Here is a 15,614-nt window from a genome sequence, read left to right as displayed (position 1 = left end):
GCGGCTGCTCTCACCGCATCACGGGCGCCACTGCTGGTTGGTCCCTCCGTTGCAGGTCCACTGGTTCAGGGCCGCACCGCTGACGGTCGAGCGGTTCTGCACCTCGAGGCAGAGGCCGCTGTGCGCGTTCCGGTAGGTCGAGGTCCCGTCGGCGGCGACGGTGCGCGTCCAGAGCTGGTTGGCTCCGCCGTTGCAGGAGTACTGCGTGGCGGCGGCGCCGTTCTGGGTGCTGAAGCCGTAGACCTCGAGGCACTTGCTGCTGTTCGCGTTCACCAGCGCCACGTTCGTCCCGCGCGGGACAACCCGCCACTGCTGGTTGGCGCCGCCGTTGCAGGTCCACTGGTTCACGGCGGCCCGGTCGCTCTGGCTCGCGCCGAGGACGTCGGCGCAGAGACCGCTGTTCGCGTTCACGAGCCGGGCGTTGCCGGCGAGCTGCCCCTGGGGCACGAGCCGCCACTCCTGCGACTGGTCGGCGACCGAGGCCTGGAGCGTTGCCGGAGATCCTGCCGAGGCCGCCGTGAGGAACAGCGACGTGTTCTGCCGCGACTGGAGCCGGACGTGGGTGCCGTCGACCTGCACGATGTTCCACTGCCCCTCGGCGCGGTCGTCGATCCACTGGCCGATCCTCTGGCCTGTCGTGGCATTGCCGGTCCACACGGTCGCCGCGCGCCCGCCCGCCTTGTTGAGCAGGGTCGTGCCGCCGGCCGGCTTGGCGGTGAGGTGCCAGAGCTGGGTGGCGGGGTTCGCGGCGGAGTCGGCCGCCTCCGCGCGCACGTCCGGCTGGTCGCCGTTGCCGATCACGGCGTCGGTGGTGTTCGAGTTCGTTCCGAGCACCTGCCCGGTTCGTCGGTTGACCAGCTGGTAGTACTCGCCCGCCGAGCGGCCGAAGTCGACATCGGCGTGACGGATCACCGGCTGCTCGGTCGGTCCGCCCCAGGCCGACTGCAGGATGAGAACGCGGCCCGTCTCGCTGTCGTACTGGAGGTTGCGGCTGTAGCCGCCGCCGAGGGGCGTCTGGTACTCGGTCCAGCGGCCGAAGCTCGCGCCGTCGTTCACCCAGACGTTGCCGCTGCCGGCCGCGTTGTAGGCGATCCGCCCGTCGGGCAGGTGCATCAGCACCGGGCTGCCGCCGGTCGACAGCGGCCTGGAGCCCGGGGTGACCGGGAGCTGGCTGATGTCCGTGCCGTCCGGGTCGCCGTCGGCGAAGAACCGCTCGGGATCGTCCGCGATCTTGTACCGGACGTTGTCGCCGCCGCCGAAGTACTCGAAGGTCATGATCCACTTGCCGTCGTTCGTGGGAGCGACGGTGGTCATGCCGGGGCGCGCGAATCCGATGTGCTGCCGGCCGTCGAACGAGAAGCTCGGACCCGAGACGTCCACGACGGGAGCGCTCCAGGACGCCGAGCGGCCGTCCCACGTCTTGTGAGCGAGGATCTGGCTCTGGTCGTCGCGCCCCGTCGCGTTGTCGGAGGTGCCGATCGGCACACCCGTCGCGCGGTCGTAGTCGAGGTAGTCGTTCTCGTCCGAGTAGTAGGCGAGGAGCTTCCCCTGGTGCACGCGCAGGTGCGGCTCCCACAGGGGATCCTGCTGGCGCGTGGCGTTCGCCTGCGAGACGTTGCGGCCGCCGGCACCGGCACTGCCGCCCTGCCAGCCGCCCGCGGCGACGATGTTGACGAACCGCCAGTCGGCGCCCTCGTTGGTGCTCGCGTAGAGGGCGATCGACACATCGCGGCGGTCGCCGTCGTTGTCGGGCACCCACGCGGGGTTCGCCGCCTTCTGCTCGCGGTAGAACTCGTCCTCGCCCGACACGACGGTCGCCAGGAGGAGGGTGCCGGCGGCGATGTCCCCGACGGTCTCGGGCATGACGTAGAAGTAGGGGTTGGTCCAGTTGCTCGAGTACTTGTCCATGGCCGGGTCACTCGAGAGCTCGGCGGGCGAGCCGAGCTCGGTCAGCGGCTGCCACGTGTCGCCGTTGTCGTCGCTCTTGTAGATCGGCATCTTCTCGCCGATCGCGCCGCCGATGGAGTCCGGTGCCGGGTAGTCGACGACGGTCGCCTTCTCGAACGCGGCGACGATCCGCCCGCTCGGCAGCTGGACCGACTTCGGGTACACGATGCAGTTGCCGCGCCCCTTCAGGCACGGCTCGTTCCCGAGCTCGTAGACGACGCCTCCCTGCGGCGTGTACGCCTGGGCCGTGATCGCCGGGCCCGCGAGCAGCGCGGCGGCGACCGCCACGGCTCCGAGCAGCATCCCGGAGCGCCGGGACTTCGTGGTGAACCTCATCGTTCTCGTTCCTTCGGTCGTGGCTGGCGGACGAAGCGGAGCTCGAGTCGTCGCCGGCCCGGTCCTCGCCCCTGAGTCCCTCTGCCGCGCGATGTTGTCGATCACTTCGCGGGGCTTTCGTCGATGTTATCGACAACAGCGCGGGTGAGCGCAAGCCTTCGCGGCACACTGGTTCGGCATCGGCCCGCGGGGCGGCGGCGGAGGGGGAAGTCCATGGCGGAGGAATCGGCACCGGCACGCGAGACCGGTCGCCAGGCGACGATCTACGACGTGGCCCGCGTCGCAGGCGTCTCGCACCAGACCGTCACCCGCTTCCTGCAGGGCTTCGAGGGCATCCGTCCCGCCACCCGCTCCCGCGTCGAGGCGGCACTGGCCGAGCTCGACTACCGACCCAACCTCACCGCGCGCTCGCTGCGCGCCCGCCGTTCGCACCGCATCGGCGCCCTCACCCACGAGATCGACCAGGTCGGGCCGAGCAAGATCCTGCAGGGAGCGAGCACCGCCGCCCGCGAGGCCGGCTACGTGCTCGACATCGTCTCGCTCGACATGGGCGACTCCACCGCGATCGAGGAGGCGCTCGACCTCGTCACGCAGCACGAGCTCGCGGGAGTGCTCGCCCTCGCGTCGACCGACGAGATGACGCGCGCCTTCCGCACCACCCGCTTCCGCGTCCCGGCGCACCTGGCCGTCGAGGAGGACGACGACGCGACCCGCTCACCGTCGCAGCTGACGACCCAGGGATTCCCGGCCCTCGTCGCGCACCTCGCCGACCTCGGGCACCGCGAGATCCTGCACCTGGCAGGCCCCTCCGCCTGGTCGGCCGCCCGCAACCGCCGCAGGGCCTACGAGGCCGCCGTCGCGCAGCACGGCCTGCACTCGACCGGCGTCCTCGAGGGCGACTGGTCGGCGCGCTCCGGCTACGAGCTCATCCGCGCTCTGCCGGACGTCCACGCCACCGCGATCGTGGCGGCGAACGACCAGATGGCGCTCGGCGCGATCCTCGCCCTCGCGGACCGCGGACTGCGGGTGCCCGAGGACGTCAGCGTCACCGGAGTCGACGACATCCCCGAGGCCGCGTACTTCGGACCCCCGCTGACCACGCTCCGCGTCGACTTCCCGGGCCAGGGCCGCTCGGCGCTGGCCGAACTGCTCGCGCTGATCGACGGGACCGTCGCCGCACCGCACGTGACGCTCGCCGCCGAGCTCGTGCAGCGGCGCTCCTCCGGACCCGCTCCCCACTGACCCCGGGCCCTCACGCCCGCCGTCGCGCCGGACCGGAGGAGGAGCGGAGCACCAGCGTGGGGCGCGGCCCCTCGGCGCCGAACTCCGCGGCCGGGTCGTCGATCCGAGCCAGCAGCGCCCGGAGCGCCTCCCGTCCCTGAGCGTCGAAGTCCAGCCGGACGGTGGTCAGCGCGGGCGTGAAGTACGCCGCCTCGGGAGTGTCGTCGACCCCGGTCACGCTGATGTCGCCGGGCACGCGGACACCGCGGGCGTCGAGGGCGTGCAGAGCACCGAGGGCCATCTGGTCGTTGGCCGCGAGGATCGCCGTCGGCAGGTCCTCGAGGGCGGCGACCGCCTCGTGGCCCGAGCGCGCCGACCAGTCCCCGTGCAGGATCCTCGCGGGCGGCAGACCGTGGCGCTCGAGAGCGGCGTGCACGGCGCGCAGCCGGTTCCTCGCCGCCGACCAGGTCTCGGGGCCCGCGATGTGCACGAACTCCTCGTGCCCGAGCCCGACGAGGTGGTCCACGAGCGCTCCGATCCCGGAGTCGGGCCCCTCCCCGTCCGCCTCCGCCTCCGCGGCGATGACCACCGGCACCCCGAAACCGGTGTGCTCGAGCACGTCCCGCACGCTGTCCGTCGAGGCGAACGCCAGCAGTCCCGCGAGATCGTGCCGGGTCAGCAGCTGGAGTGCGCTCTGCACCTCCGCGGTGTCGGCCATGTCGAGGGTCACGACGTCCAGGAGGTACCCCGCCTCGCGGGCCGCCGTCGTCGCGGCCTGGATGATCCGGTTCGGCCCGACCTGGTCCACCGCGTGCGTCAGGGCACCTATCCGCATCGACCGGCCCGAGATGAGCGCACGGGCCGTGAGATTCGGCCGGTAGTGCACGGTCGTCAGGGCGGCCTCGATCTTCTCCTTCGTCGAGGCGCGCATGTCGAGCCCGCGCATGTAGCGGCTCACCGAGGCGTGCGAGACGCCGGCCACCCGGGCGACGTCGTAGATCGTGCCGGTCGTGGGCGCGGGGTCGCTCGTCATGGGGTCCTCATCGGCTCGGTCTTGCTTTTCCCAATGTTGTCGATCACAATCGCTCCTGCCAACTGTTATCGAGAACAGTTCACCACGATGGAGTGCTTCACGTCATGACCGCCGCCCCGCAGTCCCTCCCGCCGCAGATCCTGCTCGGCGTCGCCTACTACCCCGAGTACCACGTCACGGACCGCCTGATCGAGGACCTCGACCTGATGGTCGCGGCCGGCATCACGGTGATCCGGGTGGGCGAGTCCGTCTGGTCGACGTGGGAGCCCAGCGACGGCCGCTTCGAGCTCGAGTGGATGCAGCGGGTGCTCAACGAGGCCCACGAGCGCGGCATCCGGGTGATCCTCGGCACCCCCACCTATGCCGTGCCGCCGTGGCTGCAGACCGCGTACCCCGAGATCGCCGGCGAGCGGCGCACGGGCGAGCGCATCGCCTGGGGCGCCCGCCAGGAGGTCGACTACTCGCACCCCGCGTTCCGCTTCCACGCCGAGCGCGTGATCCGCCGCATCATCGGCCGCTACGCCTCGCACCCCGCGATCATCGGCTACCAGGTCGACAACGAGCCGGGCCTGGAGCTGTTGCACAACCACGGCGTGTTCACCGGCTTCGTGCGCAGCCTCCGCGAGCAGTACGGCGACGTCGAGACCCTGAACCGCGAGTGGGGCCTCACCTACTGGTCCCACCGCATCGACGACTGGAGCGAGCTCTGGCGTCCCGACGGCAACACCTTCCCGCAGTACGACCTCGCGTGGCGCCGCTACCAGTCGGCGGTCACGACCGACTTCATCTCGTGGCAGGCCGGCCTCGTCCGCGAGTACTCCCGCGAGGACCAGTTCGTCACCACCTGCCTCCAGTACCCGCGCCGCGGCGTCGACGAGCGCGCGGTGTTCGAGGCGCTCGACATCGCCGCCGGCAACCCCTACTACGGCATGCAGGACCACCTCGAGATCGGGGTCGAGCACGAGCACCCGAACTACTGGACGACCTCCGGAGTCCCGGGCCTGCTCCGCCAGGCCGACCGCCTCTACGCCTCGCGCCAGCAGCGCTACCTGGTCACCGAGACGAACGCGCAGGCGATCGACACGGCCGACAACAACCTCCCGCCCTACCCGGGCCAGCTGCGCCAGTCGGCCCTCGCGTTCGTCTCGCGCGGCGCCGCGATGATCGAGTACTGGCACTGGCACACGCTGCCCTTCGGCGCCGAGACCTACTGGGGCGGGGTCCTCCCCCACAGCCTCGTCCCGGGCCGCGTCTACTCCGAGGTCTCGACGATCGGACGCGACCTCGCCGCCCTCGGCGACGCGCTCGAGGGCTACGTCCCGGATGCGGACGCCGCCGTGCTCTGGTCGACCTCGAGCCGGTACGCGCTGCAGTTCATGCCTCCGCTCTCGCGCGACGGCCGGCCCGACGAGGAGTCCTACGAGCGGATCGTCGACTCCTTCTCGCGGGGGATCGTCGACGCCGGCGGGCAGTCGCGCTTCCTCCACGTCGAGCAGGCGCGCGACCTCGGCGCCGCGGAGCTCGCGCGCCGCTTCCCCGTGATCGTCGCCGCCGCGCTCTACGTCTGCACCGACGACGACCTCGAGCTGCTGCGCGACTACGCCGCGCTAGGCGGGCACCTCGTCCTGGGTCCGCGCACCGCCTACGGCGACGACGAGGCGCGAGCCCGCATCGAGCGGGCACCCGCCCGCCTCGCGGGACCGGCGCAGGTCGGCTACGAGGAGTTCAGCACCGTGAGCACGCCCGTCCGCGTGACGGGTTCCGCAGCCCTGCCGCTGTCGTCCGCGGCGCACGCCACCCTGTGGATCGACGGACTCCGCTCGACGGGGGCGGTGACGCTCGCGACCTACGAGCACCCGCGGTTCGGCGACTTCCCGGCCGTGACCACCGCGCGCTACGGCCGTGGCGACCTCACGGTCGTCGGGACGATCCCGGACCCGGAGCTCGCCCGGGAGGTCGTGCGCTTCGCACTCCCGGAGCCCGACGCCGTCGTCACGGCGGAGGACCGCGCGGTGACGGTGTCCTCGGGCACCGCCTCCGGATCGCGGTTCACCTTCGTCTTCAACTGGGGCTGGACCCCCCGCACCGCGACGCTGCGGCGAGCGGCGGTCGACGCGCTCTCCGGAGCGGAGCTCGACGCCGGGACGAGCGTCGACCTGGAGCCCTGGGACGTCCGGGTGCTCCGCACCGAGGCAGAGGAGACCGGCCGATGACCACCATGATGGAGCGCCTCGGGACGACCGACGCGCGGCGGCGGCAGTCGCCTCCGACACCCGCGCGTGCGACGCGCGACTGGCGCGGGTGGCAGTTCGTCGGCCCGTTCGCCGCCGTGTTCGTGCTCGTGTTCCTCGCCCCGCTGGCCTACGCGCTCTGGCTGAGCCTGTTCCAGAACCGGATCATCGGCGGCAACAGCTTCGTCGGCCTCGACAACTACGTCGCGGTGCTCTCGGATCCGCAGTTCTGGGACGGCTTCGTCCGGGTCGTAATCGTGCTCCTCGTGCAGGTGCCGGTCATGCTGCTCCTCTCGCTGATCGCGGCCCTCGCCATCGACAGCGCGCGGCTCTACGCGTCGGGGCTGTTCCGGATGGTGATCTTCCTGCCCTACGCGGTGCCGGCCGTCGTCGCCGTGCTGATCTGGGGCTTCCTCTACGGCAACAACTTCGGGCTCACGGCCAACATCAACGACCTGCTCGGGGCCGAGGTGCTGCGACCGCTCTCGAGCCAGTGGATCCTCGCCTCGATCGGCAACATCGTCACCTGGGAGTACATCGGCTACAACATGCTGATCTTCTACTCCGCCCTGAAGACGATCCCCGCCGAGCTCTACGAGGCCGCCGAGATCGACGGGGCCCGGGGCTTCCAGGTCATCACCGCGATCAAGCTGCCCGCCGCCCGCGGCGCGATCGTCATCGCGACGATCTTCTCGATCATCGGCAGCTTCCAGCTCTTCAACGAGCCCAACGTGCTGAAGCCGCTGGCCGAGAACGTGATCTCGTCCTACTTCACTCCGAACATGTACGCCTACAACCTCTCGTTCGCCGGCCAGCAGTTCAACACCGCGGCCACGGTCGCCATCGTCATGGGCGTCATCACCGCCACGATCGCCTACGTCGTGCAGCTGCGCGGCAGCCGGAAGGAAGACCAGTGAGCACCACCCTCCGCACCCTGAACCCGCGGGTCCGCCGCGCCGGCTCGATCAGCCGGCCCCGCAAGTCCGTCGCGCTGACGCTCGTCATGCTGGCGTTCCTCCTCTACGCGCTCGTGCCGCTGCTCTGGCTCGTCATCAACGCGTCGAAGACGCAGGCCGACCTCTTCAGCTCCTTCGGACTCGGCTTCGGCGACAGCTTCGTGCTGGGCGAGAACATCGTCGCGACGTTCGCCTACGACGACGGCATCTTCCTCCGCTGGCTCGGCAACACGCTGCTCTACGTGGTCGTCGGCGCGGGCGGAGCGACTCTGCTCGCCACCCTCGGCGGCTACGGTCTCGCGAAGTTCCGGTTCCCGGGCAAGAAGGCCTATTTCGCGGTCGTGCTGGGCGCGGTCGCCGTGCCGGGCACCGCGCTGGCCGTGCCGACGTTCCTGCTCTTCAGCCAGCTGGGCCTGACGAACACGCCGTGGGCGATCATCCTGCCGTCGCTGATCACGCCGTTCGGGCTGTACCTGGTCTGGGTCTACACGATCGACTCCGTTCCGACCGAGCTGCTCGAGGCCGCCCGGCTGGACGGCGCGACCGAGATGCGCACGTTCTTCACCATCTCGCTGAAGCTGTTGACCCCCGGAGTCGTGACCGTCGCGCTGTTCTCGGTGGTCGCCACCTGGAACAACTACTTCCTGCCCCTGATCATGCTCAGCGACCCGACCTGGTACCCGCTCACCGTGGGTCTGAACCAGTGGAGCTCGCAGGCCAGCGGCGTCTCGGCCGAGCCGATCTACAACCTCGTCATCACCGGCTCCCTGATCACGATCGTCCCGATCGTCGTGATCTTCCTGTTCCTCCAGCGCTTCTGGCAGTCGGGCCTGAGCGCCGGAAGCGTCAAGGGCTGACCCCCCGGTCCGCCCCGCGCACCTGCACCACCCTCCCGCACAGCACTCCCTCCCCACCACGAAGAAGTGAAAGGACCACCATGTTCGAACTCCGCCGAGGCACCCGGAGCCGCGTGCTCGCCGGGCTCGTCGTCGCCGGCATCTCCGCGATGTCCCTCGTCTCCTGCAGCTCCGACTCCGGAACCGGATCCGCCTCCTCTGGGTCGGCCGCCGACCTCGACGCCGCCCTCGAGCGCGGCGGCGAGCTCACCTACTGGACCTGGACGCCCACCGGCGCCGACCAGGCCGCCGCCTTCATGGAGGAGTACCCGAACGTCGAGGTCGAGGTCGTCAACGCCGGCACCGCGACGGACGAGTACACCAAGCTGCAGAACGCGATCAAGGCCGGCTCGGGCGCCCCCGACGTCGCCCAGATCGAGTACTACGCGATGCAGCAGTTCGCCCTGTCGGACGGCCTGCTCGACCTGACGCCCTACGGGCTCGCGGACCTCGAGGAGGACTACACCGCGTCGACGTGGAGCGCCGTCAACCTCAACGGCGGCCTCTACGGCCTCCCGCAGGACTCGGGCCCCATGGTGATGCTCTACAACCAGGCGATCTTCGACCAGTACGGCCTCGCCGTGCCCACCACCTGGGACGAGTACATCGCCGAGGCCGCGAAGCTCACCGCCGCCGACCCGTCGAAGTTCATCACCAACGACGCCGGCGACCCCGGCTTCGCCGACCCGCTGATCTGGCAGGCGGGCGGGCAGCCCTTCACGACCGACGGCACGAACGTCACCATCGACCTGCAGGACGAGGGCTCGAAGAAGTGGGCCGACACGTGGAACGAGCTCCACGAGCCCGGCCTGCTCTCGCCGATCCCGACCTGGTCGGACGACTGGTTCACGGCGCTGGGCAACGGCACGATCGCCACGCTGATCACCGGCGCCTGGATGCCCGGCATCCTCGAGGGCTCCGTGCCCGACGGAGCCGGTGACTGGCGCGTCGCGCCGCTGCCCAGCTACGACGGCTCGGCGGCCACCGCCGAGAACGGCGGCAGCGCGCAGTCGGTCATCGAGCAGACCGATGACCCGGCCCTCGCGGCGGCCTTCCTCCGCTGGCTGAACAACTCCGACGAGAGCATCGGCGTGTTCCTGGACGGCGGCGGATTCCCCTCCACCACCGCTCAGCTGAACGACGACGAGTTCCTGAACGCGACCCCCGAGTACTTCGGCGGCCAGGAGATCAACAAGGTCCTCGTCGACGCCTCCGAGAACGTGGTCGAGGGCTTCGAGTACCTGCCCTTCCAGGTCTACGCGAACAGCGTGTTCCCGGACACCGTCGGCCAGGCCTACGCGAACGGGACCGACCTCAACGCCGGCCTCGAGGCGTGGCAGGAGAACCTCGTGACCTACGGCGCCTCGCAGGGCTTCACCGTCAACGAGTAGCCGCGCTGACGCACGTCGACGCCCCCCTCTCCGCCCGATCGGCGGGCAGGGGGGCGTTCCCACTCCACCACCACCCTTCTTCGAGGGCCCGGTCAGCGGAGCTTCCGTTCATCCGGGCCGCAGACAACCCCTTGACGGATAGCGTCACGGCTGTAGCCGCGGAGCGCTCGTCCAGCAGCTGCAGCCGTGTCCGGCCGAGGCGACGTGCACCGTCGTCGCAGAGGCCTCCTGCGGCGGCAGCAGCGCTCCGACCACCGCTGCTCCCCGCACCATCAGCCCGGAACGCAGCGACGCGTGCAGCCGCGGCACCTCCCTTGTGGAGGGGCCCGGTCCGTGGAGTGTCGAGGCGCCCGCCGCGACGTGCTCCGGGCGCCCCGTCCCCGCAGCACGAGCCGATCGGAAGTCACCCATGGCCAGAGCCACCCCGTCCAACACCCTGCCGCCGCCCGTCCCGAGCGCGGACGCCTTCTCCCTCGGCACCGCGGGTCGCGCGAAGACCACCCTGCTGCGGGCCCTGGCGCTCACCGCCGCGGTGACGATCGCCGTGACGGGTCTGTCCCTCCAGGGCGCTCCGGCCGCCTCGGCCGCCGAGACCGCCTTCGGGCCCGACGGCACGCACTACCCGTCCGACACCCCCGACATCCGCTCCGGGTTCGAGGGCTTCACGGTCGTCGACGTCGCCGCGTCGGGCCCCGCGATCCGCCGGGCGCTCGACGCCCTGAAGCCGGCCGAGATCGCGGCGGGAGCCGTCATCAGGGTCGCTCCCGGGCACATCTCCGACCTGTCCGCGGTCAGCGGCTACCGCAACACCGGCGCCACCAAGGTGCTGGTCACGGCGCGCGACGGCTTCCAGTCGGTCACCGGCGGCGACTGGGCCCTCCGGGCGGTCACCGGCATCACGCTCCTGCGCTTCGACATCGACTCGCTCGATGTGAAGGGCGCCACCCACTCCTCCTTCGCCCGACTGCGCATCAACGAGAACTGGATCGGCCTCGCCGCCTCCGCGAACGTCCCCGTGCGCGACGTCGAGCTCATCGAGGTCGTCGTGCCGCAGTCCATGGTGAAGAGCGGCGACACCGCCCAGATCAAGGCCTTCGCTCCCAACGTGATGAGCGACGTGCTGGTCGAGGGCGCGTACCTCGCCCCGTCCTACTACGTCGACGCGCTGTACGGCGGATCCAACCCGGCGCGACCCCACACCGACACCCTCCAGATCGAGGGCGGCGGAGTGACCGGCCAGGTGACCCTCCGCGACACCGTCGTGTTCAGCTCGAACAACAGCGCCGTCATCATCGGCGGAGTGCGCAACGTCGCGTTCGAGGAGTCGCTCGTCGTCGGCGGCAGCACCACCGTGCAGCGCTACCCCTTCCTGCGGGGCGGCGCCGGAGCCGCGGGGGCGATCAACGGACCGGGCAGCCTCAGTGCCGTCCAGGGCTCGGGCGGCGGCAACGTCGACGCCTCCGACTCGACCCTCATCGGCTCCCTCCAGCCCGTGTGGGACAGCGTCGTGAACACGCGCACGAACATGGCCGGCAAGACGGCGAGGACGGGCGGCTTCACCGTCGACCCGACCCTCTCCTCGACGACCGCCGCCGGTCTCGACGCGATGAGCACGCCGCCCACCACGGCGTACCTCGCCGCGATCTGGGACGACATCGAGGAGCCGAGCACTCCCGAGCCGACCCCGGAGCCGACCGTCGAGCCCACTCCGGCCCCCTCGCCCGAGATCACCCCGGAGCCGACTCCGACCGGGACGCCGACCGAGGCCCCGACCGCGACGCCGACGCCCTCGCCGACCGCTCCCGGGAACGAGGCGCCCGCCGAGGAGGAGGAGCCCGACGAGCCCGCCGCACCGGTCGCCGACACCACGGCGCCGACCGTCGCGATCACCTCGCCGCTGCCCGGCGCCGTCCTGAGCGGCACGACGACCGCCACCGTCAGCGCCACCGACGACACCGAGGTGACCGGCGTGGCGTTCTACATCGGCAGCCTCAAGGTCGGCGACGGCGTCCGGACCACCGGGTCGACCTGGTCGCTGACCACGAGCACGGGAGGCATGCGGGGCACCTTCCCGCTGACCGCCCGGGCGACCGACGCCGCGGGCAACACCACGGCGAGCGCTCCCGTGACCGTGACGCTCAAGTAGCGTCCGCTCTCCCCGACGGGCCGGCCCTCCACCTCGGAGGAGCCGGCCCGTCGTTCATCCGGGGGTGCCGGTCGGCGACGGAGAGGGGCATCGGGTCCTCCTGACGGCGGGATCGGTGGACGGCGGTATCGGGTGATGGCGGGATCGGTCGACGGGATCGGTCGACACGTCGCCGCGATCGTTCCTGGACAGTGTGCGCGGCTCGCCGGACGCGCTCCAGAGGGTTGCGCTCCGCGACACTCGCCCCACGGGCGGGCGCGGGAGCATACTCCCCTGCTCTCGCGCGCTGTCAATGGGCGTTCGCTCGACGGCCATTGTGCCTAGCGTCGGACGCGAGGTCGGCCACCCCGGCCCTCCTCGACCGCCCCCAACCGGTACTCGAGAAGCAAGGAAGTCCCATGATCGACACCACCGCTATCGACAGCATCTACGGCTCGAACGTCTACGGATCGGACGGCGACAAGATCGGCTCCGTCGAGCAGGTCTATCTCGCCGACGACACCGGAACCCCCGTCTGGGCCACCGTCCGCACCGGTCTCTTCGGCACCAAGGAGTCGTTCGTCCCACTCGAGGGCGCCTCGTTCGACGGCGACCGCCTGACCGTCTCCTACGACAAGTCCTTCGTCAAGGACGCGCCGCGCATCGACGCCGACGGCGCCCTCACCGAGGAGGAGGAGGCCGAGCTGTACCGCTACTACAACCTCTCCGGCGCCGCCTCCTACTCCGGCTCGGGCAACGTCGACAGCTCGGCCGGCTACACCGACGGCACGACCGGCACCGGCACCACCGGAGTCGACACGAACGTCGGACGCGACACCTCCGGGCCGACCACCGACGACGCGATGACCCGCTCCGAGGAGCAGCTGCACGTGGGCACCGAGCAGGTCACCACCGGCCGCGCCCGCCTGCGCAAGCACATCGTCACCGAGCGCGAGAGCGTCACCGTCCCCGTCTCGCACGACGAGGTCCGGGTCGTCCGCGAGCCGATCACCGACGCGAACGTCGACTCGGCCACCGCCGGACCCGACCTCAGCGAGGAGGAGCACGAGGTCGTCCTCACCGAGGACCGCGTCGTCGCCGCGAAGGAGACGGTCCCCGTCGAGCGCGTCTCGCTCGGCACCGAGACGGTCACCGAGCAGCAGCAGGTGACCGAGGACGTCCGCCACGAGGAGATCGAGGTCGACGACGACGGCACCACCACGCGCCGCGACCGCGACGGTCTCTGATCCACCCCGCCGGCGGCGGGACCCCCCACCCGCCGCCGGCACCCCGACCCCCTGCGCTCGTGAGGAGCCCCGTGCCCGACAGCCGATCCTCGACCGACCTCCCCCCGGACGACAGCGTGAGCGTGATCCGCTCGGAGGAGCGGCTCAGCGCGACGACCGTCCGCACCGCCACCGAGAGGGTGCGGATCCGCAAGGTCGTCGTCACCGACGAGCGCACGATCACGGTGCAGCTGCGCCGCGAGGAGCTCGTGATCGAGCGCGAGCCGCTCGACGCCCCCCATCAGGCCGACGACTCCGAGCCGCCCGCGCCGATCACGCTCGTGCTCCACGCCGAGCAGCCGGTCCTCACCACCCGCATCGTGCCGACCGAGCGCGTGAGCGTGCTCGTCGACCGGATCGTGCAGATGCGGACCGTGACCGACTCCGTCGACAAGGAGCGCGTCGACGTGCAGACTTCGATCCGCGACCGGCTCGACGGCGACGCGGAGTAGCACCGCCGCTGGCCCGCCCGGGCGCACCGCCGGGGCTCCGCCGTGCGATCTGCAGGGGATCCTCCGCCCACCCCACCGCTCGATCCGGCGGCGAGCGCCTTCCCGCGCGGATCACCTGCAGACCGTGCGAGCACCTGCAGACCGCGCGAGCACCCGCAGACCGCGCGGCTACGGTGGCCGGATGACCCGCACCGAGACCCGCACCCCGTGACGCCCGACAGCTGGTGGGGCGTCGCCCTCGCCGTGCTCGGCGGCCTCGCGCTGGTCTGGTGCGCCCTGCTCGCCGTCCTCTGGATCCAGCAGAGGCGGATGGGCCGCTCGGTCGACTGGCGGGAGGCGCTGCGCCTCGTCCCCGACGTCGTGCGCCTGCTCCGCGCGCTCATCCGGGACGGCACCGTTCCGCGCTCCGTCCGCTGGTCGCTGATCGGGCTGCTGGGCTACCTGCTCCTCCCGATCGATCTGATCCCCGACGTGATCCCGGTGCTGGGGATCGCCGACGACGTGATCGTCGTCGCCCTCGTGCTGCGCTTCGCGATCCGCCGCTCGGGCACCGACGCGATCCGCCGGCACTGGAGCGGGACCCCGGAGGGACTCGCGGGCGTGCTCGCGCTCGCCAGGCCCTAGCTGCTCGGCTCCTCGTCCCCGCGGTGCGCCAGCAGCACCACGATGCGCCGCAGGTGCAGCGCGACGAGCACACCGGGCCCGAGCGCGCTCCCCGCCGCCACCGAGCGCTCGTCGACCGCCTGCACGAGGATCCTGACCGCGCGGACCGCCTCGCCGAGCCGGCGGTGCGCCTCCGGGGTCTCGTCGCCGTGCCGGTCGATCGCGTCGCCGACGGCCCGGCAGGCCTCGGCGAGCGGATGCGTGAGCTCGGCGTCGAACCGCAGGGCGCCCGGCCGGTCCCACATCGTGTCGGCGAGCGCCGCCGTCAGGTCGCGCACGTGGAAGAGGATCGTGTCGAGCGCGGCCAGCCGGGCGTGGTCCGAGCCGGAGTCGCGGCGGTGCAGCAGTGCGCGCGGGTTGCCCTTGCGGCTCTCGTCCGCCTCGACCAGAGCGGCGCGCACGTCCTCCGACGTCGCGGCCAGCTCCTTCCCCGTGCTCGCCCACGACGACTGCTCGGGCGGCCACGGCTCGGCGAGCGCGACGGCCGTGTCGCGCAGCACCCCCGCGAGCCGCTCCTGGAACTCGTCGACGCGCGCCGACGCCGCCTCGCTCGTCAGCCCGGGCACCACGACCAGGTTCACGAGCAGCCCGACGACGACTCCGACCGCCATCTGCACCAGGTAGCCGAGCGAGTAGTCCTCGGCCCGCGCCCCGCCGATGATCAGCACGAACAGCGCCGCCATCGGCACGTACTCCTTGCCGGCGCCGAACCAGCCCGTGCCCGAGACGAGCACGCCGATCCCGACGATCAGCGGGATCGTCCACCAGGTCGGCCCGACCGTCGCGACCACCAGCGCGGCCAGACCGATCCCGGTCGCCAGCCCGGCGAGCGTCTGCAGGCCGGTGCGGGCCGAGCCCATCAGCGTGGGGTACATGCTGACGAGCGCCCCGAGCGGCGCGTAGTAGGGGTACTGCTCGGCCACCCCGGGCACGTGCGGCGCGATCGCCCAGGCGAGGCCGACCGCGACGGCGGTCTTCGCGGCGAGCAGGAGTCGCGGCCCGGCCGTCGCGGCCCGCCACGCCTGCACAGGTCGAGAGGTCATCAGGGGACCCTACGCGAGCGACCCGGGGTAGCGT

Annotated in this window: 12 protein-coding genes; 9 read left to right on the top strand and 3 right to left on the bottom strand. The window is 71.6% G+C overall.

The features are described from left to right. Positions 1–18 precede the first annotated feature (18 nt). Complete coding sequence (locus AC0CID_RS15570; protein WP_465227519.1) at positions 19–2,283, bottom strand: RICIN domain-containing protein; 2,265 nt, start codon at positions 2,281–2,283, stop codon at positions 19–21. A gap of 213 nt (positions 2,284–2,496) precedes the next feature. Here AC0CID_RS15570 and AC0CID_RS15565 point away from each other — a divergent pair, with 213 nt between their 5' ends. Next, entirely contained in the window at positions 2,497–3,525 is a 1,029-nt protein-coding gene (locus AC0CID_RS15565) for a LacI family DNA-binding transcriptional regulator (RefSeq protein WP_465227518.1), read from the top strand. A gap of 10 nt (positions 3,526–3,535) precedes the next feature. Here the strand turns inward: AC0CID_RS15565 and AC0CID_RS15560 are convergent, their stop codons facing one another. Next, complete coding sequence (locus tag AC0CID_RS15560; protein WP_465227517.1) at positions 3,536–4,537, bottom strand: LacI family DNA-binding transcriptional regulator; 1,002 nt, start codon at positions 4,535–4,537, stop codon at positions 3,536–3,538. A gap of 104 nt (positions 4,538–4,641) precedes the next feature. On the opposite strand from AC0CID_RS15560, the gene AC0CID_RS15555 reads away from it, so the two are divergent. From AC0CID_RS15555 to AC0CID_RS15520, 8 genes are all read left to right on the top strand, one after another. Continuing rightward, entirely contained in the window at positions 4,642–6,750 is a 2,109-nt protein-coding gene (locus tag AC0CID_RS15555) for a beta-galactosidase (protein WP_465227516.1), read from the top strand. Positions 6,751–6,755: 5 nt separating this feature from the next. Then, positions 6,756–7,685 carry a carbohydrate ABC transporter permease gene (locus tag AC0CID_RS15550; RefSeq protein WP_465228116.1) on the top strand — a complete coding sequence of 310 codons (930 nt, stop codon included), beginning with the start codon at positions 6,756–6,758 and terminating at the stop codon, positions 7,683–7,685. Between the two features lie 86 nt (positions 7,686–7,771). Next, a complete protein-coding gene (locus AC0CID_RS15545; RefSeq protein ID WP_094742671.1) occupies positions 7,772–8,581 on the top strand; it encodes a carbohydrate ABC transporter permease in 810 nt (269 codons plus the stop codon). 80 nt (positions 8,582–8,661) lie between these two features. After that, positions 8,662–10,011: an ABC transporter substrate-binding protein gene (locus AC0CID_RS15540; RefSeq protein WP_465227515.1), complete on the top strand. Its 1,350-nt coding sequence runs from the start codon at positions 8,662–8,664 to the stop codon at positions 10,009–10,011. A gap of 409 nt (positions 10,012–10,420) precedes the next feature. Beyond that, positions 10,421–12,157 carry an Ig-like domain-containing protein gene (locus AC0CID_RS15535; protein WP_465227514.1) on the top strand — a complete coding sequence of 579 codons (1,737 nt, stop codon included), beginning with the start codon at positions 10,421–10,423 and terminating at the stop codon, positions 12,155–12,157. A 398-nt stretch (positions 12,158–12,555) separates the two neighbouring features. After that, complete coding sequence (locus AC0CID_RS15530; RefSeq protein WP_465227513.1) at positions 12,556–13,383, top strand: DUF2382 domain-containing protein; 828 nt, start codon at positions 12,556–12,558, stop codon at positions 13,381–13,383. A gap of 71 nt (positions 13,384–13,454) precedes the next feature. Then, positions 13,455–13,874 carry a YsnF/AvaK domain-containing protein gene (locus tag AC0CID_RS15525; protein WP_465227512.1) on the top strand — a complete coding sequence of 140 codons (420 nt, stop codon included), beginning with the start codon at positions 13,455–13,457 and terminating at the stop codon, positions 13,872–13,874. A gap of 207 nt (positions 13,875–14,081) precedes the next feature. After that, a complete protein-coding gene (locus AC0CID_RS15520) occupies positions 14,082–14,498 on the top strand; it encodes a YkvA family protein (protein ID WP_465227511.1) in 417 nt (138 codons plus the stop codon). Here the strand turns inward: AC0CID_RS15520 and AC0CID_RS15515 are convergent. After that, positions 14,495–15,580 (bottom strand): FUSC family protein, encoded by a 1,086-nt coding sequence (locus AC0CID_RS15515; protein ID WP_465227510.1) that lies wholly within the window; start codon positions 15,578–15,580, stop codon positions 14,495–14,497. The genes AC0CID_RS15520 and AC0CID_RS15515 overlap by 4 nt on opposite strands. Positions 15,581–15,614 lie beyond the last annotated feature (34 nt).

Source organism: Rathayibacter sp. AC451 (assembly GCF_979253095.1).
This window is presented reverse-complemented; position numbering and strand designations above follow the sequence as displayed.

Bases quoted from the DNA above. Each gene is read 5' to 3' on its own strand.
- AC0CID_RS15570 (WP_465227519.1), bottom strand. From the start codon at position 2,283: ATGAGGTTCACCACGAAGTCCCGGCGCTCCGGGATGCTGCTCGGAGCC.
- AC0CID_RS15565 (WP_465227518.1), top strand. From the start codon at position 2,497: ATGGCGGAGGAATCGGCACCGGCACGCGAGACCGGTCGCCAGGCGACG.
- AC0CID_RS15560 (WP_465227517.1), bottom strand. From the start codon at position 4,537: ATGACGAGCGACCCCGCGCCCACGACCGGCACGATCTACGACGTCGCC.
- AC0CID_RS15555 (WP_465227516.1), top strand. From the start codon at position 4,642: ATGACCGCCGCCCCGCAGTCCCTCCCGCCGCAGATCCTGCTCGGCGTC.
- AC0CID_RS15550 (WP_465228116.1), top strand. From the start codon at position 6,756: ATGATGGAGCGCCTCGGGACGACCGACGCGCGGCGGCGGCAGTCGCCT.
- AC0CID_RS15545 (WP_094742671.1), top strand. From the start codon at position 7,772: ATGCTGGCGTTCCTCCTCTACGCGCTCGTGCCGCTGCTCTGGCTCGTC.
- AC0CID_RS15540 (WP_465227515.1), top strand. From the start codon at position 8,662: ATGTTCGAACTCCGCCGAGGCACCCGGAGCCGCGTGCTCGCCGGGCTC.
- AC0CID_RS15535 (WP_465227514.1), top strand. From the start codon at position 10,421: ATGGCCAGAGCCACCCCGTCCAACACCCTGCCGCCGCCCGTCCCGAGC.
- AC0CID_RS15530 (WP_465227513.1), top strand. From the start codon at position 12,556: ATGATCGACACCACCGCTATCGACAGCATCTACGGCTCGAACGTCTAC.
- AC0CID_RS15515 (WP_465227510.1), bottom strand. From the start codon at position 15,580: ATGACCTCTCGACCTGTGCAGGCGTGGCGGGCCGCGACGGCCGGGCCG.